This window comes from Burkholderiales bacterium (assembly GCA_023511995.1).
GTDB lineage: Bacteria > Pseudomonadota > Gammaproteobacteria > Burkholderiales > Thiobacteraceae > Thiobacter.
In genome coordinates, this window is record JAIMAL010000029.1 from 1 (window position 1) to 25,598 (window position 25,598).

A 25,598-nucleotide genomic window follows, 5' to 3' on the forward strand; every position below is an offset into this window, starting at 1 on the left:
CCGCGCGGACCTGGTGTTCGCGATCTGTCATCTGCTGGGCCTGCGACCCGAGCCGAAGCGGGAGGCGGCATGACGCCCGCATGCCCATCCCCCGTCGAGGCCGAGCTGCGCCGTCTGGCGGCCGAGCGCATCCTTGTGCTCGACGGAGCCATGGGCACGATGATCCAGGCGCTCGGCCTCGACGAGGAGGCCTATCGCGGCGCGCGGTTCGATGCGTGGAACCGCGAGGTGCGCGGCAACCATGACCTCCTCAACCTCACGCGGCCGGAAGCGGTGCGCGACATCCATCTCGCCTATCTGCACGCCGGTGCCGACATCATCGCCACCAACACCTTCTCCTCGACCGCCATTGCCCAGGCCGACTACGGCCTTGCGGAGCTCGCTTATGAGCTCAATGTGGCCGGCGCGCGCATCGCCCGCGAGGCAGCCGAGGCGGTCATGCGCACCGACGGGCGTCGGCGTTTCGTCGCCGGCGCCATCGGCCCGACCAATCGCACCGCCTCGATCTCGCCGGACGTCTCGCGGCCGGGCCTGCGCGCGATTACCTTCGACGAACTGCGCGAGGCCTATGCCACACAGGTGCGCGGCCTTCTCGACGGCGGCGCCGACATCCTGCTCATCGAAACCATCTTCGACACGCTCAACGCCAAGGCCGCGATCTACGCGATCGCCGAGATCGCGGAGGCACGCGGGGTGAGGCCGCCGGTCATGATCTCGGGGACGATCACCGACCGCTCCGGCCGCCTCCTCTCGGGGCAGACCCCGGCCGCTTTCTGGCACTCGGTCCGTCACGCAGAGCCGCTGTCGATCGGCTTCAACTGCGCTCTCGGCGCCGCCGAGATGCGCGCCCACATCGCCGAGATTGGTCGCCTCGCCGACACGCTCCTGTGCGCCTATCCGAATGCCGGACTGCCGAACGCGTTCGGGCACTATGACCAAGGTCCCGAGGAAATGGCGGCGTTGATCGGCGAATTCGCAAGTGCAGGTCTTGTCAACATCGTCGGCGGCTGCTGTGGCACGACGCCGACGCACATCCGCGCGATCGCGGAAGCGGTGCGCGGCAAGCCGCCACGCGTCATCCCGACGATCGAGCCACGTCTCAGGCTGTCCGGCCTTGAAGCCTTCACGCTCACGCCGGAGATCCCTTTCGTCAATATCGGCGAGCGCACCAACGTCACCGGTTCGGCCCGCTTCCGCAGCCTCATCAAGGCTGGCGATTACACGGCCGCGCTGCAGGTTGCGCGCGAGCAGGTTGAGAACGGAGCGCAGTTGATCGACGTCAATATGGACGAAGGGCTCATCGACTCCGAACAGGCGATGGTGAGCTTCCTCAATCTGCTCGCGGCTGAGCCCGACATCGCCCGCGTGCCGATCATGGTGGACTCTTCCAAGTTCTCCGTCATCGAGGCCGGGCTCAAGTGCATCCAAGGCAAGGCGGTTGTGAACTCGATCTCGCTCAAGGAGGGGGAAGAGGCCTTCATCGCGCATGCGCGCATCGCCCGTCGGTACGGGGCCGCGGTGGTGGTGATGGCCTTTGACGAGCAGGGCCAGGCCGACACCTTCCAGCGCAAGATCGACATCTGCCAGCGCGCCTACCGGCTCCTCACCGCCGATGGCTTCCCGCCGGAGGACATCATCTTCGACCCCAACATCTTCGCCGTCGCCACCGGCATCGAGGAACACAACAACTACGCGGTGGATTTCATCGAGGCCACCCGCTGGATCAAACAGAACCTCCCCTATGCCAAGGTGAGCGGTGGAATCTCCAACGTCTCCTTCTCCTTCCGCGGCAATGAGCCGGTGCGCGAAGCCATCCACACCTGTTTCCTCTACCATGCCATCCGCGCCGGCCTCGACATGGGCATCGTCAACGCCGGCCAGTTGGGCGTCTATGAGGAACTCGACCCGGAACTGCGGGAGCGGGTGGAGGACGTGCTCCTCAACCGGCGTCCCGATGCCACCGAGCGTCTGGTGGAATTCGCCGAGCGTTTCAAGGGCCAGTCACGGGAACAGGTCGAGGATTTGTCCTGGCGCGCCCTTCCCGTGGAGGAGCGGCTGACCCACGCCCTGGTAAAGGGAATCACCACCTACATCGTCGAGGACACGGAGGAGGCACGGCGCAAATACGAGCGCCCGCTGCAGGTCATCGAGGGACCCCTCATGGCCGGCATGCAGGTGGTGGGCGATCTTTTCGGCGCCGGCAAGATGTTTCTGCCCCAGGTGGTGAAGTCGGCGCGGGTGATGAAGCAGGCGGTCGCCCATCTCATTCCCTACATCGAGGCGGAAAAGGCCGCCAGCGGCGCCTCCCAGGCCAAGGGAAGGATCGTGCTCGCCACCGTCAAGGGCGATGTGCACGACATCGGCAAGAACATCGTTGGCGTGGTGCTCCAGTGCAACAACTACGAGGTCATCGATCTGGGCGTCATGGTGCCGGCGGCAAAGATCCTCGACACCGCCCGGGAAACCCAGGCCGACATCGTCGGCCTGTCGGGCCTGATCACGCCATCTCTCGAGGAAATGGCCTCCGTGGCGAAAGAAATGGAGCGTCTCGGTTTCACCATTCCGCTCCTGATCGGCGGCGCCACCACCTCCCTTGCCCACACCGCAGTGAAAATCGCGCCCAATTACAGCGGGCCGGTGGTGTATGTGAAGGATGCCTCGCGGGCGGTGGGGGTGTGCACCAGCCTGCTCTCCGCGGAACTGCGGCAGGATTACGTGGCAAAGGTCCGCGCCGACTACGAGCAGGTGCGGCAACGCCATCTCGCCAAGGGCGAGCACACCCGCCTCATCCCGCTCGCCGCGGCGCGCGCCAATGCGCTTCCCACCGACTGGGCCCATTACCGCCCGCCGGTGCCCAAACAGCTAGGCCGCCTCGTCTTCCGCGATTACCCCCTGGAGGAAATCGCCCGCTACATCGACTGGACGCCTTTCTTCCAGACCTGGGACCTGCACGGGCGCTTTCCCAAGATCCTCGACGATGCCGTGGTGGGGGAGGAGGCACGCAGGCTCTACCAGGATGCGCAGGGGATGCTAGCCGGCATCATCCAGGGCAAATGGCTCACCGCCAATGCCGTGATTGGCCTCTTCCCCGCCAATGCCGTGGGCGATGACATCGAAATCTACACTGACGAGGGCCGCAGCCAGGTGGCGATGGTCCATCACACCCTGCGCCAACAGCAGGAAAAACCCGCCGACCGCTTTAACCTGAGCCTCGCCGACTTTATCGCCCCCAAGTCCACGGGCGTGCCGGACTACCTCGGCGCCTTCGTCGTCACCGCCGGCATCGGCATCGAAGAAAAGCTCGCGGAATTCGAGGCGCGCCACGACGATTACCAGGCCATCCTCCTCAAGGCCCTGGCCGACCGTCTGGCGGAGGCCTTCGCCGAACTCATGCATGCCCGCGTGCGCCGGGAGTTCTGGGGTTACGCTCCTGAGGAATCCCTCTCCAACGAGGATCTCATCGCCGAAAAATACCGGGGTATCCGCCCCGCTCCCGGCTATCCCGCCTGTCCCGACCACACGGAAAAGGGGCCCCTGTTCACGCTGCTCGAGGCCCCGGAAGCCGCGGGTGTGCGCCTTACGGAAAGCTATGCCATGTGGCCCGCCGCCGCGGTGTCCGGCTTTTACTTCTCCCACCCGCAGGCGCACTATTTCGCCGTGGGCAAAATCGGCCGCGACCAGTTGGAAGACTATGCCCGGCGCAAGGGCTGGGACCTGGCCACTGCCGAATACTGGCTTGCGCCCCTCCTCTAGGCGCCGCGGCAATCAGTCGGCGCGGCTTCCCTTCTGGATGAATTCGATCTTGTAGCCGTCCGGGTCCTCGACGAAGGCGATGACGGTGGTGCCATGCTTCATCGGCCCCGCTTCACGGGTGACCTTGCCTCCCTTGGCGCGGACCGCTTCGCAGGCCTTGTAGGCATCCTCCACCTCGATGGCGATGTGACCGAAGCCATTGCCGAGGTCATAGTGATCGACGCCCCAGTTGTAAGTGAGCTCCAGCACTGCCTGCTCCGATTCATCCCCGTAGCCGACGAAGGCGAGGGTGAACTTGCCTTCCGGATAATCCTTCCGCCGCAGCAGTTTCATTCCCAGCACCTCGGTGTAGAAGCGGATGGAGCGATCAAGGTCACCGACGCGGATCATGGTGTGCAGAATGCGCATGTTCACTTCTCCTCGATGGTCCTCAGAAAGTGTGATACAGATGCCCGTCCCGTTCCAGCGCCTCGGCGTGGGGCCGGTAGTCCGGATAGATCGCCGCCACCGTCTCCCAGAAGGCGGGCGAGTGGTTCATGTGGCGCAGATGGGCAAGCTCATGGGCGATCACGTAGTCGATCTGTTCCGGCGGCGCCTTGATGAGCCGCCAGGACAGGCGAAGCCTTCCCTCCGAGGTACACACGCCCCAGGTGGTGCGGGCTTCGGAGAGGCGGAAAGGGGGTGGCTTCAAGGCAAGCCTTGCCGCAAGGCGGGCAATGCGCCCGGTGAACTCCTGGGTGGCAAGCCGCCGGTACCAGCTCACCACCTGCAGCTTCACCGCTTCGCCATCATTGGCATCAGGCACACCCACCCACAACCGGCTGGCGGTCCGGATGGGCTCGGCGCGGGTATGGGTGGCATAGACGATCAGCTCCAGACTTTCGCCCAGAAGGGGTAGCGCTTCGCCGCTGCGCCAGCGCCGCGGCGGCAACCGGCGCGCCTCCATTTCCTTGAGCTTTTCCAGGATCCAGTGCCCGCGCTCGCGGATGACCTGTTCCAGATGACGGTAGGGCTCCCGCGGCGGCGCACTCACCGTGAGGCCCGCCTGGTCCACCTTCAGCCTGATGCTGCGGCGGCTGCGGCGCACCAGGGTGTAGGTGATCACCCGGCCGGGCAGGGCAATGACCCGGCTTTCCTCGCGCGGATAACTCATGGCCTGGGTCTGGCGGGGGGCAGCTTCTCCATTTCGGCTTCGATCCAGGCTTCCACCCGCGCATTGAGCTCCGCGGGCTTGAGCCCCTCCCCTTCGATCACCGGGCCGATGCTGATGGTCACCGTGCCCGGATGTTTGAGGAAGGCACGGCGGGGCCACAGCTCGCCGGCATTGTGGGCGATGGGCACCACCGGTGCGCCGGCCTGGGTGGCAAGCCAGGCGCCGCCGATCCCATAGCGGCCGCGGCGGCCGGGGGCCACCCGCGTGCCTTCGGGGAAAATCAGCACCCAGAAACCCTGGGCCAGGCGCTTTTTGCCCTGTTCCGTGATCTGGCGGAGGGCCTCTTTGCCCGAGCCACGGTCAATGGCGATGGGGGAGAGCATGGCAAAGCCCCAGCCGAAAAAGGGGATGCGCAGCAGTTCCCGCTTGATGACGATGGCAAGGGGCGGCAGCAGGATGGGCAGCGCGATGGTCTCCCACGCCGATTGATGCTTGGCCATGACCACGGCGGGCCGTTGGGGAAGGTTTTCCCGTCCCAGCACCCGCCATTCGATGTGCAGGAGCCGGCGGGCCGCCGCCATCACCACCCGGTTCCAGCCGGTGATGATGCGGTAGCGGGTGAAGGGGGAAAAGGGAAAGGTGGCCAGCGCGATCAGGGAAAACACCACCGTCGCGCAGGTGCGCACCAGCTCGAAGAGCGCACAGCGCAGGTAAACACTCATGCGCCATCCAAGAGTCGCCGCACGGCCTCGGCGAGGTCGGCATAGACTTCGGTGCCTTCCGGCAGCGCCCCCGCCTCCAGGGTGTGGCGCCCTTTGCCGGTGAGCACCAAAAGCGGCCGCGCACCCACGGCGGCAGCGGCTTCCAGGTCCCGGCGGGCATCGCCGATGGCGGGCACCCCCGTGAGGTCCACGTTGAAACGCCGGCCGATCTCCTCGAATAGGCCAGGCCGGGGCTTGCGGCAGGGGCAATTGAGTTCGGCGGCATGGGGACAGAAGAAAAGGGCATCGATGCGTCCGCCCACCTGGGCCAGGGCGCGCAGCATTTTGTCGTGGATGGCATTGAGGGTGGCCATGTCAAAGAGGCCGCGGCCGATTCCGGACTGGTTGGTGGCCACCACCACCCGCCAGCCCGCCTGATTCAGGCGCGCGATGGCCTCGAGGCTGCCGGGGATGGGCTTCCACTCCTCCGGGCTCTTGATGAACTGGGGACTGTCGTAGTTGATGACGCCGTCCCGGTCCAGGATGACGAGTTTCATGGGCGCGCACGCCAAAGGGCCGCGGTAGATTGTACACCCTGCCCTCAGACGGCGAGCCGGGAAATGTCCGCCACCTGGTTCATGAGATGCGCCAGCCGCGCCAGCAGGGCGAGGCGGTTTTGCCGCAAGAGCGGCTCGTCGGTGAGCACCATCACCTCGTCGAAGAAGCGGTCCACCAGGGGGCGCACCGTGGCCAGGGCCAGCAGGGCATCGGTATAGTCCTCGTTGGCCACCAGCGAAGCCACCCGCGGCGCGAGAGCGTTGACGGCCTCAAAGAGCGCCCGCTCCGCCTCTTCGGCGAAGAGCGCCACATCCGGCTCACCGGATACGTTTTCCGCCTTGCGCAGAATGTTCTGGATGCGCTTGTTGGCGGCGGCCAGGGCTTCCGCCTCGGGCAGCCGGAGAAAGGCCACCACGGCCTGAAGGCGCGGCAACACGGTATCGATGCGGGAGGGATTCTGCGCCACCACCGCTTCGATTTCCCGCGCGCCGAAACCCCGCTCCCGCAGGTAGTTCTTCAGCCGCTCCAGCATGAAGGCATGCACGTCCACCACCACGCTGTCGGCGATGAGCTCACCGAAGGGCGCGCGCGCCATTTCCAGGAGTGCCACGAGGTCGAGGGGCAACGCCTTCTCGGCGAGGATGCGCAAAATGCCCAGTGCGTGGCGACGCAGGCCGAAGGGGTCCTTCTCGCCGGTGGGTACCGCGCCGATGCCGTACATGCCCACCAGGGTGTCCAGCTTGTCGGCAAGCGCCACGGCAGCGCCGATGTTGTCCTCAGGGAGGCTGTCGCCGGCGAAGCGGGGGTGATAATGGGCCTCGATGGCGCGGCAGACCGCCTCCGGCTCGCCATCGTGGCGGGCATAGTAGGCACCCATGATGCCCTGCAATTCCGGAAACTCGCCCACCATGGCGGTGGTGAGATCGGCCTTGGCGAGCCAGGCGGCGCGGCGGGCCAGCTCCGCATCCGCATGCAACAGCCGGGCAATTTCATAGGCGAGTTTGGCAAGCCGCTGGGTGCGTTCCAACTGGGTGCCCAGCCGGTTGTGGTAGACCACCCGGGAAAGTTTTTCCACCCGCGAAGCAAGGGACTGCCGCCGGTCCTGGTCATAGAAGAAACGCGCATCCTTGAGCCGCGGCCGCACCACCCGCTCATTGCCGGCAATCACCGCGCTGGGGTCAGCGGGGGAGACGTTGGCGACGATGAGGAAGCGGTTGCTGAGTTTTCCGGACGCATCGAGGAGAGGGAAATACTTCTGGTTGGCCTTCATGGTGAGGATGAGGCATTCCTGGGGCACCTCGAGAAATGCCTCGTCGAAACGGCCGGCGAGCACGTTGGGCCGCTCCACCAGGGCGGTGACCTCATCAAGCAGCGCCTCATCCTCTACGGGTGTGAGGCCGCCCGGAAGCGTTGCCGCCACCGCGGCAAGCTGGCGGGCGATCTCCTTTTTGCGCTTGTCGAAATGGGGGATGACCGCGCCTTCCGTCTCAAGCGTCGCCTCGTAGGCATCGGCATCCCCAAGCGCCAAGGGTTTGCGTTTCGCCTCGAAGCGGTGGCCGAGGGTGGTTCTTCCCGCAACCAGTCCCAGCACCGTCACCGGCACCACCTCGCTGCCATGGAGGGCAACCAGGCCATGGGCGGGACGGACGAAATACACCGTGGTCCAGCCATCGGCCAGTTGATAACTCATCACCTTGGGGATGGGCAGCCGCGCCAGGGTGTCCTCCAGTGCCTTTTGCAGCCCCACAGCGAGGGACACGCCGGGGGTGACGCTGTCGTAAAAAAGGACTTCCGTCCTGCCATCCGTCTGCCGGCGCAGCCGTCCCACCACCTCGGGGGAAAGATTGAGCGCCGCGAGTTTCTTGAGCAGCGCGGGTGTGGGTTGGCCGTCGGCGGTCAGGCCCACCGCCACCGGCATGAGCTTGTGGGAAACAGGCTTGTCCGGCGCCTGCGCCGCCACCGCGGTGATGTGCACGGCAAGCCGCCGTGGCGAGCAGTAGGCCGTCGGCCGCGATGCCGCGGTGGTGAGTCCCTGCGCGGCAAGCCCGTCAAAGACGCCGTTGGCGAAGGCCTCCCCCAGCTTCGCCAGCGCCTTGGGCGGCAACTCCTCGACGAGGAGCTCCACCAGCAGATTGCGCACGCCAGCGCTCATGCCGCCGCCTTCTTTTCCAGTTGGCGCAGGGCCTCTTCCGCCCACGCCCGGGGTGCCAGCGGGAAGCCCAGCCGGGCGCGGGATTCCAGATAGCTCTGCGCGACGGCGCGGGCCAGCGCCCGGATGCGGGCGATATAGGCGGCGCGCTCGGTGACGGAAATGGCCCCACGCGCGTCCAGGAGGTTGAAGGTGTGGCCCGCCTTCAGCACCTGCTCATAGGCCGGCAGGGCGAGTTTCTGCGCCATCAGATACTGGGCCTGGCGTTCGTGGGCGTTGAAGGCGGAAAGGAGGAATTCCACATCGGCGTGCTCGAAGTTGTAGGCCGACTGCTCCACCTCGTTCTGATGGAAGACATCGCCATAGGTCACGCCCGGCGCATAGACGAGATCGAAGACGTTTTCCACGCCCTGCACATACATGGCCAGCCGCTCCAGGCCATAGGTGATCTCGCCGGTGATGGGCCGGCAGTCGATGCCCCCCACCTGCTGGAAATAGGTGAACTGGGTGATTTCCATGCCATTGAGCCAGACCTCCCAGCCCAGGCCCCAGGCACCCAGGGTGGGATTTTCCCAATCGTCCTCGACGAAGCGGATATCGTTTTGCGCCAAGGCGAGACCCAGTGCCTCGAGGGAACCCAGGTAGCGCTCGAGAATGTCGGAGGGGGCCGGTTTCAACACCACCTGGAACTGGTAGTAGTGTTGCAGGCGGTTGGGGTTGTCGCCGTAGCGGCCATCCTTGGGCCGACGCGAGGGCTGCACGTAGGCGGCGCGCCAGGGCTCCGGCCCCAGGGCACGCAGGAAGGTGGCGGTGTGGCTGGTGCCGGCGCCCACCTCCAGATCATAAGGCTGCAGGATCACACAACCCTGGTCACCCCAATACTGCTGCAGGCGCAGGATGAGTTCTTGGAAAGTCTGCATGGGACTTTTTGGCTTGCGCCGCGATCGGGAAAAGCCTGCATTTTACCGGCGGCGCAGGGGCAGCGGAAGCCGCATCGATCCCCTCTCCCCCCACGGCGCGGCCGTCAGCCGCGGCGATCGATGGGGATGTATTCGCGGTTGAGCTCGCCGGTATAGACCTGGGTGGGCCGGAAAATGCGGTTCTGGCCCAGTTGTTCCTTCCAGTGGGCCAGCCAGCCGGCGGCGCGCGCCATGGCGAAGATGGAGGTGAACTGATCGGGGGCGATGCCCATTTCCCGGTAGAGCACGCCCGAGTAGAAATCCACGTTGGGATAGACGCCCTTCGGCCCCAGCCGCTCGGTGGCGACCTTTTCCACCGCCTGGGCGATTTCGAACAGCGGGCCCACCCGCCCTTCGCGGTATTCGATCATCTTGCGCATGAGGTGCTCGAGGATCACCGCCCGCGGGTCCTTGACGTTGTATTCCCGGTGGCCGAAGCCCCAGATTTTTTTCTTTTGCTTGATCATCGCATCGATGTAGGCTTCCGCCCGGTCGGGGGAGCCGATCTCCTCCAGCATCTTCACCACGGCCTGGTTGGCGCCGCCATGCAGGGGGCCGGAGAGGGTGGCGATGCCGGAGGCAATCACGCTGTAAGGACTGGCCAGGGTAGAGCCCGCCACCAGCACGGCGAAGGTAGAGGCATTGATGGTATGCTCGGCGTGGAGAATCAGGCAGATGTCGAGAATGCGGGCGATGTAGCGGTCGGGCTCCTCGCCGGTAAGCATCCAGAGGAAATTCTCCGCCGTGGTGAGGTCACTGCGCGGCTCGATGGGATCATAGCCGTTGCGGATGTGCTCCCACATGGCCACCACGGTGGGCATGCGCGCCAGGATGCTCACCGACACCTCGTGCACATAGGCGAGGTCTTCGGCGGGATCACCGGTGGGACTGCGGGAGCCGGGATAATACATGCCGAGACAGCTCACGATGGCCTGCAGCACGTCCATGGGATGGGCGTCGGTGGGCAGGGCCCGCATCAGTTCCCGGATGCGGAATTTCACCCGCCGCCGGGCCCGCATGTCGCGGTCGAATGCCTTCAGCGCGGCGCGGGTGGGGAGGTTGCCGTCCAGAAGCAGGAGCGCCGTTTCTTCGAAGGTGCTGCGTTCGGCCAGGGTCTCGATGGCATAGCCGCGATAGGCGAGGATGCCCTTCTCGCCATCGATGAAGGAGATGTTGGACTTGGTTGCCGGCACGCCTTCGAGGCCGGGCACGTATTCGTTCATCGCTCCCCCTTTGGAAAACAAAAGGAGGCGTCGTCCGCCTCCTTGTGCATCCCGTCCTGGTTTGGGCTCAGACGGAGAACGACGACCCGCAGCCGCAGGTGGAGGTGGCGTTCGGATTCTTGATCACGAACTGGGCCCCTTCCAGCCCTTCCTGATAGTCGATTTCAGCGCCCACCAGATAGGTGAAGCTCATCGGGTCGATGAGCAGCGTCACCCCGCCTTTTTCCATCACCGTGTCATCCTCGGCCTGATTCTCGTCGAAGGTGAAACCGTACTGGAAACCGGAGCAGCCACCCCCGGTGACGAAGACACGCAGCTTGAGATTGGGATTGCCCTCCTCGTCGATGAGCTGTTTGACCTTCGCCGCGGCGGCGTCGGTGAAGATCAGCGGCGTGGGCATTTCGGTCGGTGCATTCATGGCGGACTCCTTCAAGCAAGACTCGGTTTCGGCAATTATCCGGCCGTCAAGCCGATTGGTCAATCGCGCCGGACGGGGCCACCCTGGCCTCAACGGGGATTCCCTCCTCGTGGACGAGCTTGCCCTCGACAATGGCGCCGAGATGCATTTCCAGGGTTTTGTAAAAGACATCGCCTGAGACCCGGGCCTTGGGCTGCAGTTCCACGTATTCGCTGGCACGCACGGGGCCGATCACGGTGCCATTGATCACCACGTGGGAAACCTGGATGGAGCCCTCGATGCGGGCGTTCTCCGACAGCACCAGGGTGCTCGGCCCATCGCCGCGGGAGGAGACGTTGCCGAGGATGGTGCCATCCACCCGCAGGCCGCCGCTGAAGGTGACATCCCCCTGCACGCGGGTTTCGGCGCCAATCAGGGTGTCGATGCGGTTCTGGGGTCGGCTGGGTTTCTTGCCGAAAAACATGGCGTTGGTTCCTTGCGCTTCAAAGGCTCACGGTCCGGGTCCATTTGGGATGGGGGGCACCGGCCTCGAACACCCTCACCTGCACGGTCCTGGGCACCATGCCCGGGGGCAGTTGCAGCGTGCCCTCCACCCGCTGATAGTAACGGAAATGCAAGGGCAGGCCCCCTCCCGTCGCCGGCTCGGTGATGGTCAGCGCCCGCCCGCCCTGCTGCCCGCTCACCAGAAGCTGCACCGCTCCCGTGAATTCCTGGTCGCGGGGGCCGGCGTTCAATAGTAGCAGCCGGTAGCGGTATTCGCCAGCAAGCAGGGGGTTGCGTTCCAGCTTCACGTGGTAGATGGTGACCCCGCCTGCACCGGCGCGGGGAGAGAGCAGGGTGCGGAAGAAGGCCGCATCCTCCTTGAGCGCCGCGTTTTCCTCCTGCAGGGATTTGACGGTGCGCGCGAGCTCCCGCTGCGCCGCCTGCTCGATGTTGAGGGCCTGACGCAGCCGCGCCGCCTCGGCCTTGAGTTGGGCGTTCTCCCGGCCGAGACGGTCTACCTCTTCGCCCAGACTGCGCAGGGCCTCCTCGGCCTGGCTTTTCTCGAAGCCAGCGAGGCGCATCCCCGTGTCATAGACGATATTGGCCAGCCAAAGCCCCGCCAAAAGCAAAAGCCCCCCGACCAGGATGCGCAGGGGCAGCGGAATGTGGGCGCGCACCCGCATGCGCGTGGCCGCGATGCCGAAACGGCTTTTCAGGCGGCGCAGGAGGCGGGAAGCCATGCCGGACTAGGGCAGCACGGGGACTTGATCGAGGCCGAGCTGTTCCGGCAGGCCGAAGAGGAGGTTCATGTTCTGCACGGCCTGACCGGCAGCCCCCTTGACCAGGTTGTCGATCACCGACAGCACCACCACCGTGTCACCCCCCTGGGGACGATGCACGGCAATGCGGCAGACGTTGGCCGCCCGCACGGAACGGGTTTCCGGATGGGCTCCGGGGGGCAGCACATCGACGAAGGGCTCCTGGCGGTAGCGGGACTCGAACAGCGCCTGCAGGTCCACCTCGCGCGTGAGACGGGCATAGAGCGTAGCGTGGATGCCGCGGATCATGGGCGTGAGATGGGGCACGAAGGTAAGCCCCACCTCGCAGCCGGCGATCTGCGCCAGGCCCTGACGGATTTCCGGCAGGTGGCGATGGCCGGGGACGGCGTAGGCCTTGAAATTGTCGGCGGCTTCCGCGAGCAGCGTGTGCACCTCCGCCTTACGCCCCGCCCCCGACACTCCGGATTTGGCATCGGCGATGAGATGTGCGGTATCCACCACGCCGGCCTCGAGGAGAGGCAAAAAGCCAAGCTGCACTGCCGTCGGATAGCAGCCGGGATTGGCGATGAGCCGCGCGCCGCGGATGCGCTCGCGGTTGATTTCCGGCAGGCCGTACACCGCCTCCGCCACCAGATCGGGGCAGGCGTGGGTCATCCCGTACCATTTCTCCCAGACGGCGACATCACGGATGCGAAAATCCGCCGCCAGGTCAATGACCCTCACCTCGGCTTCCAGAAGCTCCCGCGCCTGGGTCATGGCAATGCCGTTGGGGGTGGCGAAGAAAACCACGTCGCACTCCCGGAGGGGCGCGGTCTGCGGATCGGTGAAGGCGAGCTTCACCCGCCCGCGCAGATTGGGAAAGAGATCCGCCACCGGCATGCCGGCTTCCTTGCGCGAGGTGATGGCGACAAGCTCCGCCTCCGGATGCTGCGCAAGGAGCCGCAAAAGCTCGACACCCGTATAGCCGGTGCCACCGACGATGCCAATCCTGATCATGTCGCGATACCTTCAACCCATCACTGACACGGCCCCCGTCACGCAAAGACGAGGCTTCTCCTTGCCCTGGGCTTGCATCATACCCCCAGCCTAACAAAAAAGCCGCCCTCGGGCGGCTTTCCTGTCGGTGCCGTCATCCTTACCGCTTGGAGAACTGTTTGCGCCGGCGTGCCTTGTGCAGGCCCACTTTCTTGCGCTCCACCTCACGCGCATCACGGGTGAGCAGGCCGGCCTTACGCAGCGTCGTCTTGAGGGCCACGTCGTACTCGGCCAAGGCCCGCGCAAGACCATGGCGCACGGCCCCCGCCTGGCCGCTTTCGCCGCCACCGTGGACATTCACCATGATGTCGAAGCGACCTTCGCTTTCCGTCACCAAAAGCGGCTGGCGCACCACCATGCGGCCCGTCTCCCGGGAGAAATATTCATCCACGGGCTTGTCGTTGACGATGAAATTGCCCGTGCCGGGTTTCAGGAAAACACGGGCGACGGAGCTCTTGCGCCGACCGGTTCCGTAATACCAGTTGCCGATCATGATGGGTCCTCAGATTTCCAAAACCTTGGGTTGCTGCGCCGCATGGGGATGTTCCGCGCCCCGGTAGATCTTGAGCTTCTTGAGCATCGCGTAGCCCAGCGGGCCCTTGGGCAGCATGCCCTTGACGGCCTTTTCCAGCACCCGCTCCGGATGCTTGGCCTGAAGGGTGGCGAAATTGGTGGTGTAAAGCCCGCCCGGATAGCCGGAGTGGCGGTGATAGAGCTTGTCCTGGGCCTTGTTGCCGGTTACGCGCATCTTCTCCACGTTGACGACGACGATGTAATCGCCGGTATCCATGTGGGGCGTGTAGATGGTCTTGTGCTTGCCACGCAGACGCCGCGCGATCTCGCTGGCAAGACGCCCCAGCACCTTGTCCGTGCCGTCCACGACATACCAGTCGCGCTTGATGTCTGCCGGTTTTGCGGAGTAGGTACGCATACCGAAATCCCAATGCCGAATTTGCGAAAGAGGCGGATTATAGGGGTGGGCAAAGTCCCATGTCAAACCGACCGGCGGAGACCTCCAACCGGCCATCTTTGCCACCTCCCCGAGGGGGCAGAAATTAGCGGTGAAGGGCACATCAAACCCGGGGAGTACCGCAGCTGCCACGCGCCCGCAGCGGAACCCCCGGCCGGGACCGCCCCGAGGGCAACCCGCCCAAAAAAAAACGCAGCCCTTGCGGGGCTGCGCAAAATCCACCAAAGGAGGAGGATGGAGGAGACAACATAAGACGCAGGCGCGCCTTACGGATCAGTATTCTCTAATATTCGGATCGACTTTGCAAGTAGTAGTTTGCAACGCCCCGGCCGTGTCTCATGAATCATTGAAAATCAAACACTTGCGATTAACCCCCTGAAGCCACACCACGAAGACCCACGCGGTAAAAAGCGAAAAGCCCGGAGCTCCCGGCACACCCGAGGCTCCCATGGCGTCCGATCCCTGATCCTTGATCCCTGATGCCTGCTCCCTGATCCGTCTGCCCCCTGTCGCCTGTACCCTGTATCCTGTCACCCGAAGATGAGCGCCTTCCTGCTGCCCCCGGGCAATCTGCTCTTACTGTTCCTCCTCGGCCTTGGCCTCCTGCGCCGGCGGCCGCGTCTTGCCCGCGGGCTCCTCGTGCTGGCCACCGTGGGCCTTTGGCTCCTTTCGGTTCCGGTGGTGGCAAACAGGCTCCTGGCCTCGCTGGAGGAGGGCCCCCCTGCCCGCTTCGATTTTTCCCGTGCCCAGGCCATCGTCGTGTTGGGTGCGGGCCGCTATCGCGACGCACCGGAATATGGTGGCGACACGGCGAGCAACCTCGCCCTGGAAAGGCTTCGCTACGCGGCGTGGCTTGCGCGGCAAAGTCACCTGCCGGTCCTGGTGAGTGGCGGCAGTCCCGAGGGCCGCGCACCGGAGGCCGGTTTCATGAAGCAAATCCTGGAAAGGGAATTCGGCGTGCCCGTGCGCTGGGTGGAAGAGGCCTCGCGCAACACCTGGGAAAACGCGCAGCTGAGCGGGCGGCTTCTGGCACCCCAGGGCATCGACACCATCCTCCTCGTCACCCATGCCTGGCACATGCCCCGCGCCCGTCGCGCCTTCGAGGCGGTGGGGTTTCGCGTCATCCCCGCCGGCACGCGCTTTCACCGCACGCAGGACACGATGGCCACCGACTGGCTGCCGGATGCGCAGGCGCTTTTGGACAGCCACTTCGCCTTCCATGAATGGCTGGGTCTTGCCTGGTACCGCCTGCAGGGCCGCTTTGGCTAGAATGGACGCTTTGCGGGGGAAATAAAATGAAAGCACGGGTGAAATGGATCGAAGGCGCCGCCTTTCTCGGCGAGTCCGGCAGCGGCCATGCGGTGGTGATGGACGGACCGCCCGAAGGCGGTGGCCGCAACCTGGGACCGCGTCCCATGGAAATGGTGCTGCTGGGCACCGGCGGCTGCACGGCCTATGACGTGGTGGCCATCCTGAAGAAGCAACGGCAGGAGGTGCTCGACTGCGTCGCCGAGATCGAGGCCGAACGCGCGGAAACCGACCCCAAGGTCTTCACCCGCATCCACATCCATTTCATCGTCAAGGGCCATAACCTCAAACCGGAAGCGGTGGAGCGGGCCATCAGACTCTCCGCCGAAAAATACTGCTCCGCCTCCATCATGCTGGGCAAGACCGCCACCATCACCCACGACTACGAAATCGTCTCACCGTGACTGAGGGTGGGGCTCAGGCACATCACCGCACAGGGCACAAAGCCACGAAAAGCAAGAACCGGGCGGACGCGCAGGAACTGGAATTGTCTGATGCCTGATGCCTGATCCCTCTAACCTGTCTCCTCTCCCCTGTAACCTGCAACCCGGCCGCCTCAAACCCAGTACGCCGTCTGCGTCATGACCTTTGAGGCCAGGCGCATGCCCAGGCGCACGGGCAGGGGCAGGGGCGCGCCGCCGTGTTCGATGGCGGTGGTGGCATGGCGGGCCTCGTCGATCTTCATCTGCTCCACGATGGCGCGGCTTTTCGCATCCTGCGCCGGCAGGCGTTCCAGATGGCTTTGCAGGTGCGCTTCCACCTGCCGTTCCGTCTCGGCGAGAAAACCCAGATTCCAGCGGTCGCCGAGGGCCCCGGCGAGCATGCCGATGGCGAGCGACCCGGCATACCAGAAGGGATTGAGCAGGCTTTTGCGCGAGCCCAGTTCGGCAAGGCGCGTCTCGCACCAGTTGAGGTGTTCGGTCTCCTCCTCCGCCGCCTTTTCCAAAGCGGCGCGCGCCTCCGGGTTGCGCGCGGTGAGGGCCTGCCCCTGATAGAGCGCCTGGGCACACACCTCGCCGCTGTGATTGACCCGCATGAGGCCCGCGGCGTGGCGCTTCTCCCGCTCGGAGAGGGCGGCCTCCGGCAGGTCCCTGCCCGGCCGTGGCCGCACCGTGGGCGCCGGCGCAAACACGGTGCGCAGGCCCTTGTCGAATTGAATGATGAGGCGATCCAGATTCAGCATTTTCCGCGAAACCCCATTTGTCTTGCCAGCAGCACCACCGGGTGCAGCACTTCCGCCCGGCCTTTGGCCTGCCGAAGCCCCCTTTGCAGCCAGAGGCGGCAGCCGTGATTGGTGGTCACCACAAGGCGCGGGAAATCGAGTGTTGCCGGCATTTTAGCAGCCCGCAGACGGCGGGCGATCTCCGGCTGGCGGAGAAAATACAACCCCGCCGCGCCACAGCACTGGTCATTACCGGGCAGCGCCGCGAGCCGCAGCCCGGGGATGCGCGAAAGCAGCGGCGTGACGTCCCCGGCATTGCCCAGCACATTGCGCGCCGTGCAGGGCTCGTGCACGGCCACCGTCTCCGCTAGCGGTGCCAGCTCGATTGCCTCCCAGCCTTCGGCGTGGACGAGGAACGACACCACATCCAGCGCCCGGCGGGCGAAGGCGGCGCCCGCCTCCCCATGGCGGCCGTATTCCACCAGACTCGCCCCGCAGCCGGAGGCGGCGAACAAAACCGGCCACTCCGCGGCTTCCTGCGCGAGGGGGGAAAACCCGCCGAAGGCGGCGATGTTCCGCTGCGCCAATTCCGCCGCCCGTGCCGGATCGCCCCCATGCTGATGCATCGCCCCGCAACAGCCCTGCCCCCGCGGCACCCGCACCGCATAGCCGAGCCGGGTGAGGACGAAAATCGAAGCGCGCAGCGTTTCTGCATCCGCGAACTGCCCCACGCAGCCGAGGAAGAGCGACACCGTGCCCCGCCCCTTCCCCCACGCCGGGTAATGCTCACGAAACCGCACCCTGGCGCTCAACCCCAGCAAGAAGGGGGAAGCAAAGAGCGCCGGCAGCAGCCGGGCCACGCCCGTAACCCCCCGCCCCCTTTCCGCGGCGAGCGCCCGCGCCTGGTCGATGAGGTCCCCATAGGCCACCCCCGCGGGACACACCGCCTCGCAGGCCCGGCAGGCCAGGCAACGGTCGAGATGGAGGAGGAGCGACGGCTCCTCCACCGTCAGCCTCCCTTCTGCGACAGCCCGCATCAACATCACCCGCCCCCGCGGCGAATCCGCCTCCGATTCCAACAGACGATAGGTGGGACAATGGGGCACACAAAGCCCGCAGGCGACGCAGCGGTTGGCTTGTTGTTGGAGGGATGCGGCGTTCACCGTGACGGCGCCAGGCGGGATGGGAAGCAGCGAGGGTTGACGCCGGGAGCCGCGGCAGGCGCAAGCCGCGTCTGACTCAAACCCAAGGGTTTCAGAAATTCCTCCAGGAGCACTTCGCCCGCATGTACGTTTCCCACGACCGACCTCCCCCAGATTCCCATCACCTACTTCATTTCGCAACGTAGGCTGCGGCGTAGTCGGTGCCCTCGCGCCGGTCGATGAGCGTAAGCGCGTAGTGGCAGTAATCCGGGGCGTCGGCCACGAGGTCGAGCAACAGGGCGAGTTTCGCCAGCCGCGGCGTGGCAAGATCGTCCCATCGTTCGAGCCGGGGAAGAAACAGGGCATCTGCCCACAAGGCCTGGGTGCGCGTGCCGGCCGGGCGGCCCGAGTCGGCAAAGGCCCGCAGCGGCCGGCTCGCAATGCCGTCGAAGGCGAACAACTGAAATCCCTTGTCCCGCAGGTAGCGCTCCACCTCCGCGAACAGCGGCTGGTCCCGATAGAGCGGGAGGAATTCGACTTCGGTCCAGATGAGCAGCGCATCCTCCAGCAACGCCCCTGCACCGACGAAGACGTCGAGTTCTGCGCCCTGTACGTCGATCTTGAGCATGTCCATGCCGGTCATGCCAGGCACGTCTTTGAGCGCGACAGTCTGCACCGGATGGCTGGCCACGGGCCGCACCACTTCGGCCAGACCCTGAAAGCGTTGCAGCAGGTCCACGTTCGGCGCATAGAGCGATCCGGTCATGAACCAGTTGGTTTCATGAAAGGTCGCCGGCCCGCCCCGTCCCACGAAATGGGGCAGGAAACGAAACGCCTCCTGATCTTTGTAAAGCTCGCCCAGTTGGAGGCAGGCATCATGATCGGGTTCGAATCCCGTGACCCGGGCCAACGACAGAAGCATCAAGGGCGCATAGGGTTCCGGGAGTTTGCCGTGGGAACTTGCTCCCACGTCGATGATCTCCACCCCTCCCGCGAGCGCCCGCACGGCATGGGGCACACGACCGAAAACCAGTTCCCGCCACAGCCGCGCATTGCGGGAAAGCGCGGGGTCGAAAACCACATGTGCGGGCGGGATGCTCGGTCGTGCCTTGCGGCGCAGCGCGAATAGCAGCGCCACGCGGTCCACGTACGGCGAATGCAGGGGATTGGCCAGGGCCGCGTCCAGCAAATCTTGATCGAGGGCGAAATAGGACGAAAAGCCCTGCCGGCGCAAAACGAATTCCTGCAGGCCGGCCGCGAGCCAGGCCGCAGCCGGCTCGGGGTCCCGCTCCCCGTATTCGGCCAAGGGCGGCAGAAACGGCCAGCCCGGCGCCGCCCCGGCAGCGAGCACCGAAAGGAGTTGCCGGCCCAGCTCCACCGCCGCCGAGCGCAAGCCGAAACCGGCCAAGGCAAAAAGCCGCAGCCACCACACCGCGCCGTCCGAAGCCGGGGCACCGGAGAGCTGCGCCGTCGCCTCGAGAGCGAAGGCCAGCGCCCCAACGCGCTCTGCCGCCGGCAGCTTCTCATCCGAGGCGGCGAGACAGGCCTCCAATGCCAGCCAGTGCAGCGCGGGCACCGCCGCCGCACGGGCCCGCCAATCGGCGCCCCACCGGCGTGCCCAAGGCTTTTGGCTGAGTCGATCGAGCACCGTGGCAGGCTGCGGGGTGCGACGGCCCCAACCTTCGAATGCCCCCTGGATCGCGTCGCCTTCGGCGAGCAGGTTCCTCTCGGCAAGCCGCCGCGCCGTATCCGGTTTGACAGCGAAGAGATTGAGCAGGAATCCATCCGCGCCGACCTCGTCGAAGGGAATGAGGGCTTGCGCGCCAGGGACCAGCCGGTAGATGCCATAACCCAGGCGCCTGAAGTCATCGATCAAGCCTTCGTTGACCTGGCCACCATGTTTCAGCTCGAACATGACGAGGGGGCTTTGGCTGGTGAAGAAATCGTGCCCACCGGCAAGGACCGCGCGCTCTTCCCCTTCCACATCCAGTTTGACGAAATCGATGGGCACGCCCGGGGCCTCGCGGGCGAGGAAGCCGTCCAGGGTGAGGAGGTGCACCCGTTCGCTCGTTTCCCCCTGACCGGTAAGACTGGAGAGCTCGGTATTGAGGCCGGTGGCGATGACGGCCTCTCTTTCCGTATCCGAGAGACCAACCGGCACCCAGCGCACGCGGTCCTGGAAGCCATTTTCCGCAATGGCCCGCGCCAGCATTTCCCCGGCGCCGCGGGTCGGCTCGAAAGCCCACACCCGGTGCGCCCCCGCGGCGGCCAGAGACAAGGCATACACGCCGTGGTTCGCGCCCACATCGAGGGCAACGGTGTCTGGCGTGGCGGGGCGCCGCACGAAGGCGATTTCATCCTCGAACCAGTCCTCCTGCTCCAGCAGGACATAGGTCGTCATCTGCTCGAGGGTTGGGCGTACGCACAGCTTCACGCCCGTTTCGAGTTCCACCACCCAGTGTCCCGACGCCACGTTGGCCTCCATCTGCAAAAGGCGGACATGATAGCATTCCGGTTTTTTGGACTGCCATGGATATCCCAAGCCTGCTTCGCCTCGCCGCGGAACACGTCCACGCCCAGCACTATGCGGAAGCCGAAGGGCTCTACCGCCAGGTGCTCGCGCTGCGGCCGGACGAGCCCAACGCCCTCTACGGCCTGGGGGTGGTGGCCATGGCTGCGCGGGCCTATGACGATGCGGCGCGGCTGATCGGCGCCGCCGTGAAAAAGCAGCCCAAGGCCGGCCTGTGGTACCAGACCCTGGGCGATGCGCTGCGTCAGGCCGGGCGGCCGGATGAGGCGCGCGAAGCCTATGCCCGAGGGGCACGGCTTTTGCCCAATGAACCCCCGCTCTACAACAATCTGGGGGCCGCCTGCCAGGAGACGGGCCGCCTGGAAGAGGCCCTGCGGGCCTTCCGCCGGGCAGTGGACCTCGCGCCCGATGACCCCCTCTACCTCACCAACCTGGCCGGGGTGCTGCAGAAGCTGGAGCGTTACGAGGAAAGCCTCCCCTTTGCGGAGAAGACCAGCCGTATTGCGCCCGACTACGCCCCCGCCTGGATCAACCTTGGCGCCGGGCTGCTCGCGCTGGCCCGCTTCGCCGAAGCGGAAACGGCAAACCGGCGGGCGCTCGCCCTGCTGGACCTGCCGGAGACCCGCGACAATCTCGCCGAAGCCCTGCGCTGCCAGGGGAAGTACGACGAAGCCCAGGCAGTGCTGGCGCCTGTGCTCGAGACGCGCCCCACCCCCCACAGCTACATCATCTACGCCAAGTGCCTGAAAGAGCGGCGCGCCTATGGCGAGGCGGAAAGCCTCCTGCGCCGCGCCCTGGCGCGCTTTCCGGAAGACGAAAACCTGTGGGCCGGGCTCGCCGGGAACCTCGGCGATCAGGGGCGGCTCGCTGAAGCGCTGACGCTCACGGACACCCTCCGCACCCGCTTTGGCAAGCCGGATTTCAATGCCGCGGGGGTGGTGTTCTGGCTCAATGCGGTGGAAGCCGACCCCGCCCGGGCGCTCACGGAAGCGCGGGCGGCGGCGGCAAGCCTCGGGCCCGCCCCGCGCAAGGCACCGCGGCTTTCGCCCGTCGGCAACCGTCGGCTGCGGGTGGGTTACGTCTCCCCCGACCTGCGCCGCCACTCCGTGGCCTTTTTCTTCGAGGGCCTGTTGCGTCACCACGACCGGGAGCGTTTCGAAATCTTCTGCTACCAGGCCAATGAGCAAAGCGACGACGTCACCGAACGTCTGCGGGGTTATGGGGACGCCTGGCGGCAGGTCTCCCGCTGGACGGACGAGGGCCTCGCGCGCAAGGTGCGAGAGGACCGCATCGACATCCTGGTGGACCTCGCCGGCTGGACGGCCCACACCCGCCTGGGAGCCTTCGCCCGCAAGCCCGCGCCCATCCAGGTGACCTATCTGGGCTACCCCAACACCACGGGCCTGGCCACCATGGACTGGCGGCTCACCGACCCCTGGGCGGACCCGGAAGGCCTCACCGATCCCTGGTACACGGAAAAACTTTATCGGCTCCCCCGGGTCTTTCTCGCCTACAATCCCCCCGCCGGCGCACCGGCGCCTCTGACCCAGCGGCCCGACCGCCCCTTTACCTTCGGCAGCTTCAACGCCATCCACAAGGTGAGCGACCGGCTCATCCGCCTCTGGGGGCGCATCCTGGCGGCCCTGCCGGAAGCGCGGCTCTTTCTCAAGGCCGGGGCGCTTTCCGACCCCAAGGTGCGCGAGCGCCTGCTGGCGCACTTCGCCGCCTTCGGCATCCCCACCGGGCGCATCGAGCTCGCCCCCTGGACGAAGGACATCGGCGAGCACCTGGCGCAGTATCACCGGGTGGACCTGGCCCTGGACACCTTCCCCTACCACGGCACCACCACCACCTGCGAGGCGCTGTGGATGGGCACCCCGGTGCTCACCCTGGCCGGCAGCACCCACGCCTCCCGCGTGGGCGTGAGTCTGCTCACCGCCGTGGGGCTCGATGCGCTCATCGCCGAAGACGACGACGCCTATGTGGCGCGGGCTTGCGCGCTTGCCCGGGACCCGGCGCGGCTTTCGGCCCTGCGCACGGGCCTCCGGGAAAAAATGGCCGCCTCGGCGCTACTGGATGCGGCGGGCCTTGCCCGCGCCATCGAAGACGCCTACACCACCATGGCCCGCCAGGCACGGGGCTGAAGAAGTAAAGGCAGAAACGCACCGGCCGACCAGTGACTGCGCCCGATTCATCGGAAAAACGGGCCAAAAAAAACGGGCGCCCGAAGGCGCCCGTCTCACATCCACCTCTTCCGGAGAGCCGGATCAGAAGCTGTGGATCACACCCAGCGAAAAGCCGCTCGGGTCCTTGCTGTCGCGGGTTGTTGTCGGCGTCACGCTGCCCGGGTTGTCGCCATGGCCGCCACCGAAGGCGCTGTACATGGCGTAGCGGTCGTTGTTGGTGCGGGCATAGACCGCGTACACCGTCGTGCGTTTGGACAGGGCATGGTCCACACCCAGGGCCCACATGTTGGCACCAGTGTCGCCCTCGTTGGCAAGGCCACTGTTGCTCAGGTCACCTGCACGGTAGTACTGCAGCTTGATGGTGTTGGCGCCCAGCTTGTACGCGCCGCCCAGGCCCCAGGTGGTACGCTTGGCATCGGTGCCGTTGGTGGAGCAGGTGGTGATGGTGCCCACGCAGAGGCCACTTTCGCGCTGGTACAGACCCACGACCTTGAAGTCGCCGAAGTTGTAACCCGCAGCAAGCCGCCAGGCTTTCTCGTCGGAGTGGTTCGCAGTAGCCGCCGTGCTCAGCTTGGACAGGTTGTGTTTCTCATAGCCCAGGCCGACGAAGATGGGGCCGTTCTCGTAGGTGGCGTTGGCGGACCAGGCATTCACCGAGTTGAGATTCGCAGCAGCGGGGGAACCAGTGGTGGGATCCTGCGCCGCGCTCGTGCCCACGTTGCTCACATAGGCCACCAAGACGGAGAAGCCGTTGAAGTTGGGCGTGCCATAGGCGATCACGTTGTTGGGACGGAGGTCCCAGCCGGCAGAGTAGATCGCGGCGCCGCCAGCAGTGACGCCCGCGCCGCTGGCACTGGCCACCAGGTTGCGGGAGTCACCCAGCTGATTGTTGAACAGGTCCACCTTGCGGGAGAGCAGTTTGAAGGGCGACTCATGCTTGCCCAGGAGCACCTTACCCCAGGACTTGCCTTCCAGACCCACATAGGTGTTGCCGGAGGAGACGCCGTCAACGGAACCGTTGCCGGTGTCGGTGTTGCCGGTGCCACCGGCGGAGAAGTAGGTCTGGATCTGCCAGAAGGCGGAAAGCCCGTTGCCCAGGTCTTCCGTGCCCCTGAAGTAGATGTTGGAGGCGTTGCTGGAAACGTTCGTCTTGGTGGTCAGGTCATTGCCCGCGGCGTTCCTGCCCTTCAGGCTGTCCAGCGAGAAGTTCATATAGCCACCGATGGTGACGTTGCTCTGGGCCATTGCCGCCGGCGCCACGAAGGCACCCGCCACGGCCAGTGCGAGAAGCTTCTTGTTCATGAGTCTCTCCTGTTGGTTGAGTCAGGTTTTGCATCTCGACGGGGCCGGCTTCACACCCGCCCCGTCAACCTCTCCTGAAGCGAGAAGTTGCCCCAATCCTACCCACCCGGCTTTGCGGGTGACAAGTCTTTCATGGCCTTTTTGCGGCTGGAACGCCACAGGCTGTTGCGTTTTTGCCACAGGTTACAGGAGATAGGGGGCAGGGCGCGGGAATCAGGGATCAGAAAAACGCCGCGTGCCCCGGGCCTGCCCTTACCCTTTGCGGTCTGGTCTGGTGGAGCAGGGAGGGGGCATCGCCTTAAGCGGGCTTACGCTACCACACCCGGGGCGTAAAGCCGGGGGTGTTGCGCACTTCCACGGTGTCCCCGGATTGCGCCAGCACCCACAGACCCGCCGCCTGCGCCGCCTCGACGGCGTCCTCATCCACCACCATGCCCGCCACCGCCCCCTGCAGGCGCATGTCGGCATACTTGGGCATCAGCCGTTTGAGTGCCTCCATCCGCGCCCCATGCCGCTCGACCTCCTCTTTGGTGAGGCGGCTTTTGCATTCCACCGCCACCGCGGTGTCACCATCCACCACCAGTAGATCGATCTCCAGCGCCTCTCCACCCCGCCGGGCGGTGACGCGGCGATGCACTTCGCTCACATCCAGCCCCCGCTCCCGGAAAAGACGCACCAGGGCCGGCTCCACCATCGCCTCGAGGAACTCCCCCAGCTGGGCGTTCACGCCCCGGGGTCTGCAAAGAGCCGGGCGAGTTCGGCGCCGGGGTCGGCTGCGCGCATGAAGGCTTCGCCCACGAGGAAGGCGTGGACACCGTTTTGCCGCATGAGCTGCACGTGGCCTGGGGCGAGGATGCCGGATTCGGTGACGACGATGCGCCCCTCCGGAATGCGGGTCAGGAGGCTCAAGGTGGTGTCGAGATTGACTTCGAAGGTGCGCAGATTGCGGTTGTTGATGCCGATGAGGGGGGTCGTGAGGTGCAGTGCGGCATCGAGTTCGGCCGCATCGTGCACCTCGACGAGGACGGCCATGCCCAAGCCGTGGGCGAGGGATTCCAGCTGCAAAAGCCGCGCAAGGTCGAAGCCTTCACCGCCGCCCTCCCCCTTGGAGGGAAAGGCATGAGCGAAGGCGGCGACGATGAGGAGGATACAGTCCGCGCCCATGGCGCGCGCCTCGTACACCTGGTAGGGATCGATGATGAAATCCTTGCGCAGCACGGGCAGGCCGCAGGCGTCGCGGGCTTCGCGCAGAAAATCCGGGCTGCCCTGGAAGAACTGGCGGTCGGTGAGCACGGAAAGACAGGCGGCCCCGGCGCGCTCGTAGCTGGCGGCGATTTCGGCGGGGCGGAAGTCCTCCCGCAGCACGCCCTTGCTGGGGCTTGCCTTTTTGATTTCGGCGATCACGGCGGGCTTGCCGGCCGCGATCCTCTCCCGCAGCGCGCCCACGAAATCCCGCGGTGGCGGCATGAATTCCGCCGCAAGCCGCACGCCTTCAAAGGGCTCGCGCCGCCGGGCGGCGGCGATTTCCTCTTCTTTCACGGCGAGGATTTTTTGCAGGATATCTGACATGGGATCACATCTCACCACGACGTGCCGCGCCGATTAGGGCTTGCCCACCCTCCCGCACCACCCGGGCCCAAAGCCACACCCCACGGGCACCGGGTGGAAGGGGCGAGGGGGCGCGCCTTTCGTTTTTTCCGCGCCCTCGGTGGTTGGTGGATTCAATCTCGAAGTGCAACGCGGCTGTATGATTGCATAAATACCTGATGAGGTGTTTTCCAGTTCAG

Annotated in this window: 23 protein-coding genes; 4 read left to right on the forward strand and 19 right to left on the reverse strand. The window is 65.7% G+C overall.

Annotated elements, in window-relative coordinates; genetic code table 11:
- The first annotated feature begins 69 nt into the window (after positions 1–69).
- Positions 70–3,753, forward strand: a complete 3,684-nt coding sequence (gene metH / locus K6T56_11825; GenBank protein ID MCL6557035.1) for a methionine synthase — start codon at positions 70–72, stop codon at positions 3,751–3,753.
- A gap of 12 nt (positions 3,754–3,765) precedes the next feature.
- Here metH and gloA read toward each other — a convergent pair whose 3' ends face one another.
- The 13 genes from gloA to rplM all read right to left on the reverse strand — a co-directional run bounded on the left by gloA (position 3,766) and on the right by rplM (position 14,142).
- The gene (gene gloA / locus K6T56_11830) at positions 3,766–4,161 is read right to left on the reverse strand and encodes a lactoylglutathione lyase (GenBank protein MCL6557036.1); all 396 of its coding nucleotides are present in this window, start codon (positions 4,159–4,161) and stop codon (positions 3,766–3,768) included.
- Positions 4,162–4,183: 22 nt separating this feature from the next.
- The gene (locus K6T56_11835) at positions 4,184–4,906 is read right to left on the reverse strand and encodes a M48 family metallopeptidase (protein ID MCL6557037.1); all 723 of its coding nucleotides are present in this window, start codon (positions 4,904–4,906) and stop codon (positions 4,184–4,186) included.
- Entirely contained in the window at positions 4,903–5,628 is a 726-nt protein-coding gene (locus K6T56_11840; protein ID MCL6557038.1) for a 1-acyl-sn-glycerol-3-phosphate acyltransferase, read from the reverse strand. The genes K6T56_11835 and K6T56_11840 overlap by 4 nt, the downstream gene beginning before the upstream one ends.
- Complete coding sequence (gene gmhB, locus K6T56_11845; GenBank protein ID MCL6557039.1) at positions 5,625–6,164, reverse strand: D-glycero-beta-D-manno-heptose 1,7-bisphosphate 7-phosphatase; 540 nt, start codon at positions 6,162–6,164, stop codon at positions 5,625–5,627. The genes K6T56_11840 and gmhB overlap by 4 nt, the downstream gene beginning before the upstream one ends.
- A gap of 44 nt (positions 6,165–6,208) precedes the next feature.
- A complete protein-coding gene (gene glyS, locus K6T56_11850; GenBank protein MCL6557040.1) occupies positions 6,209–8,317 on the reverse strand; it encodes a glycine--tRNA ligase subunit beta in 2,109 nt (702 codons plus the stop codon).
- Positions 8,314–9,234 carry a glycine--tRNA ligase subunit alpha gene (gene glyQ / locus K6T56_11855; protein ID MCL6557041.1) on the reverse strand — a complete coding sequence of 307 codons (921 nt, stop codon included), beginning with the start codon at positions 9,232–9,234 and terminating at the stop codon, positions 8,314–8,316. Before glyQ ends, glyS begins: the two co-directional genes overlap by 4 nt.
- Before the next feature lie 104 nt (positions 9,235–9,338).
- Entirely contained in the window at positions 9,339–10,496 is a 1,158-nt protein-coding gene (locus K6T56_11860; GenBank protein MCL6557042.1) for a citrate synthase, read from the reverse strand.
- 67 nt (positions 10,497–10,563) lie between these two features.
- Positions 10,564–10,914: an iron-sulfur cluster insertion protein ErpA gene (gene erpA / locus K6T56_11865; GenBank protein MCL6557043.1), complete on the reverse strand. Its 351-nt coding sequence runs from the start codon at positions 10,912–10,914 to the stop codon at positions 10,564–10,566.
- 46 nt (positions 10,915–10,960) lie between these two features.
- Positions 10,961–11,377, reverse strand: a complete 417-nt coding sequence (locus K6T56_11870; protein MCL6557044.1) for a polymer-forming cytoskeletal protein — start codon at positions 11,375–11,377, stop codon at positions 10,961–10,963.
- Positions 11,378–11,396: 19 nt separating this feature from the next.
- On the reverse strand, positions 11,397–12,137 hold the full coding sequence (locus K6T56_11875; GenBank protein ID MCL6557045.1) for a DivIVA domain-containing protein: 741 nt from the start codon (positions 12,135–12,137) through the stop codon (positions 11,397–11,399).
- 6 nt (positions 12,138–12,143) lie between these two features.
- Complete coding sequence (gene argC, locus K6T56_11880; protein ID MCL6557046.1) at positions 12,144–13,172, reverse strand: N-acetyl-gamma-glutamyl-phosphate reductase; 1,029 nt, start codon at positions 13,170–13,172, stop codon at positions 12,144–12,146.
- 139 nt (positions 13,173–13,311) lie between these two features.
- Positions 13,312–13,704, reverse strand: coding sequence for a 30S ribosomal protein S9 (rpsI, locus tag K6T56_11885; protein MCL6557047.1), 393 nt, complete (start codon positions 13,702–13,704; stop codon positions 13,312–13,314).
- A gap of 9 nt (positions 13,705–13,713) precedes the next feature.
- Positions 13,714–14,142 carry a 50S ribosomal protein L13 gene (gene rplM, locus K6T56_11890; GenBank protein MCL6557048.1) on the reverse strand — a complete coding sequence of 143 codons (429 nt, stop codon included), beginning with the start codon at positions 14,140–14,142 and terminating at the stop codon, positions 13,714–13,716.
- A gap of 579 nt (positions 14,143–14,721) precedes the next feature.
- On the opposite strand from rplM, the gene K6T56_11895 reads away from it, so the two are divergent.
- Together K6T56_11895 and K6T56_11900 are read left to right on the forward strand one after the other, a co-directional pair.
- Positions 14,722–15,450, forward strand: a complete 729-nt coding sequence (locus K6T56_11895) for a YdcF family protein (GenBank protein MCL6557049.1) — start codon at positions 14,722–14,724, stop codon at positions 15,448–15,450.
- A gap of 26 nt (positions 15,451–15,476) precedes the next feature.
- Positions 15,477–15,893: an OsmC family protein gene (locus tag K6T56_11900; GenBank protein MCL6557050.1), complete on the forward strand. Its 417-nt coding sequence runs from the start codon at positions 15,477–15,479 to the stop codon at positions 15,891–15,893.
- A gap of 152 nt (positions 15,894–16,045) precedes the next feature.
- On the opposite strand, the gene coq7 is transcribed toward K6T56_11900, so the two are convergent.
- From coq7 to K6T56_11915, 3 genes are all read right to left on the reverse strand, one after another.
- Positions 16,046–16,669 carry a 2-polyprenyl-3-methyl-6-methoxy-1,4-benzoquinone monooxygenase gene (gene coq7 / locus K6T56_11905; GenBank protein MCL6557051.1) on the reverse strand — a complete coding sequence of 208 codons (624 nt, stop codon included), beginning with the start codon at positions 16,667–16,669 and terminating at the stop codon, positions 16,046–16,048.
- Positions 16,666–17,814 carry a 4Fe-4S dicluster domain-containing protein gene (locus K6T56_11910; GenBank protein MCL6557052.1) on the reverse strand — a complete coding sequence of 383 codons (1,149 nt, stop codon included), beginning with the start codon at positions 17,812–17,814 and terminating at the stop codon, positions 16,666–16,668. Before K6T56_11910 ends, coq7 begins: the two co-directional genes overlap by 4 nt.
- Positions 17,815–17,983: 169 nt before the next feature.
- Positions 17,984–20,266, reverse strand: coding sequence for an FkbM family methyltransferase (locus tag K6T56_11915; protein ID MCL6557053.1), 2,283 nt, complete (start codon positions 20,264–20,266; stop codon positions 17,984–17,986).
- Positions 20,267–20,322: 56 nt separating this feature from the next.
- Here K6T56_11915 and K6T56_11920 point away from each other — a divergent pair, with 56 nt between their 5' ends.
- Positions 20,323–22,467 carry a tetratricopeptide repeat protein gene (locus K6T56_11920; GenBank protein MCL6557054.1) on the forward strand — a complete coding sequence of 715 codons (2,145 nt, stop codon included), beginning with the start codon at positions 20,323–20,325 and terminating at the stop codon, positions 22,465–22,467.
- 123 nt (positions 22,468–22,590) lie between these two features.
- On the opposite strand, the gene K6T56_11925 is transcribed toward K6T56_11920, so the two are convergent.
- The 3 genes from K6T56_11925 to trpC all read right to left on the reverse strand — a co-directional run bounded on the left by K6T56_11925 (position 22,591) and on the right by trpC (position 25,380).
- Positions 22,591–23,811: a porin gene (locus K6T56_11925; GenBank protein ID MCL6557055.1), complete on the reverse strand. Its 1,221-nt coding sequence runs from the start codon at positions 23,809–23,811 to the stop codon at positions 22,591–22,593.
- 313 nt (positions 23,812–24,124) lie between these two features.
- Positions 24,125–24,538 (reverse strand): hypothetical protein, encoded by a 414-nt coding sequence (locus K6T56_11930; protein MCL6557056.1) that lies wholly within the window; start codon positions 24,536–24,538, stop codon positions 24,125–24,127.
- Positions 24,535–25,380: an indole-3-glycerol phosphate synthase TrpC gene (trpC, locus tag K6T56_11935; protein MCL6557057.1), complete on the reverse strand. Its 846-nt coding sequence runs from the start codon at positions 25,378–25,380 to the stop codon at positions 24,535–24,537. The genes K6T56_11930 and trpC overlap by 4 nt, the downstream gene beginning before the upstream one ends.
- Positions 25,381–25,598 lie beyond the last annotated feature (218 nt).

Excerpts from the sequence above, each read along its gene's own strand:
- gloA (MCL6557036.1), bottom strand. The coding sequence starts at position 4,161 with ATGCGCATTCTGCACACCATGATCCGCGTCGGTGACCTTGATCGCTCC.
- K6T56_11895 (MCL6557049.1), top strand. The coding sequence starts at position 14,722 with ATGAGCGCCTTCCTGCTGCCCCCGGGCAATCTGCTCTTACTGTTCCTC.
- rpsI (MCL6557047.1), bottom strand. The coding sequence starts at position 13,704 with ATGATCGGCAACTGGTATTACGGAACCGGTCGGCGCAAGAGCTCCGTC.
- rplM (MCL6557048.1), bottom strand. The coding sequence starts at position 14,142 with ATGCGTACCTACTCCGCAAAACCGGCAGACATCAAGCGCGACTGGTAT.
- K6T56_11860 (MCL6557042.1), bottom strand. The coding sequence starts at position 10,496 with ATGAACGAATACGTGCCCGGCCTCGAAGGCGTGCCGGCAACCAAGTCC.
- K6T56_11920 (MCL6557054.1), top strand. The coding sequence starts at position 20,323 with ATGGATATCCCAAGCCTGCTTCGCCTCGCCGCGGAACACGTCCACGCC.
- K6T56_11870 (MCL6557044.1), bottom strand. The coding sequence starts at position 11,377 with ATGTTTTTCGGCAAGAAACCCAGCCGACCCCAGAACCGCATCGACACC.
- glyS (MCL6557040.1), bottom strand. The coding sequence starts at position 8,317 with ATGAGCGCTGGCGTGCGCAATCTGCTGGTGGAGCTCCTCGTCGAGGAG.
- K6T56_11875 (MCL6557045.1), bottom strand. The coding sequence starts at position 12,137 with ATGGCTTCCCGCCTCCTGCGCCGCCTGAAAAGCCGTTTCGGCATCGCG.
- K6T56_11925 (MCL6557055.1), bottom strand. The coding sequence starts at position 23,811 with ATGAACAAGAAGCTTCTCGCACTGGCCGTGGCGGGTGCCTTCGTGGCG.
- glyQ (MCL6557041.1), bottom strand. The coding sequence starts at position 9,234 with ATGCAGACTTTCCAAGAACTCATCCTGCGCCTGCAGCAGTATTGGGGT.
- K6T56_11840 (MCL6557038.1), bottom strand. The coding sequence starts at position 5,628 with ATGAGTGTTTACCTGCGCTGTGCGCTCTTCGAGCTGGTGCGCACCTGC.
- argC (MCL6557046.1), bottom strand. The coding sequence starts at position 13,172 with ATGATCAGGATTGGCATCGTCGGTGGCACCGGCTATACGGGTGTCGAG.
- K6T56_11900 (MCL6557050.1), top strand. The coding sequence starts at position 15,477 with ATGAAAGCACGGGTGAAATGGATCGAAGGCGCCGCCTTTCTCGGCGAG.
- K6T56_11835 (MCL6557037.1), bottom strand. The coding sequence starts at position 4,906 with ATGAGTTATCCGCGCGAGGAAAGCCGGGTCATTGCCCTGCCCGGCCGG.
- gmhB (MCL6557039.1), bottom strand. The coding sequence starts at position 6,164 with ATGAAACTCGTCATCCTGGACCGGGACGGCGTCATCAACTACGACAGT.
- metH (MCL6557035.1), top strand. The coding sequence starts at position 70 with ATGACGCCCGCATGCCCATCCCCCGTCGAGGCCGAGCTGCGCCGTCTG.
- trpC (MCL6557057.1), bottom strand. The coding sequence starts at position 25,380 with ATGTCAGATATCCTGCAAAAAATCCTCGCCGTGAAAGAAGAGGAAATC.
- erpA (MCL6557043.1), bottom strand. The coding sequence starts at position 10,914 with ATGAATGCACCGACCGAAATGCCCACGCCGCTGATCTTCACCGACGCC.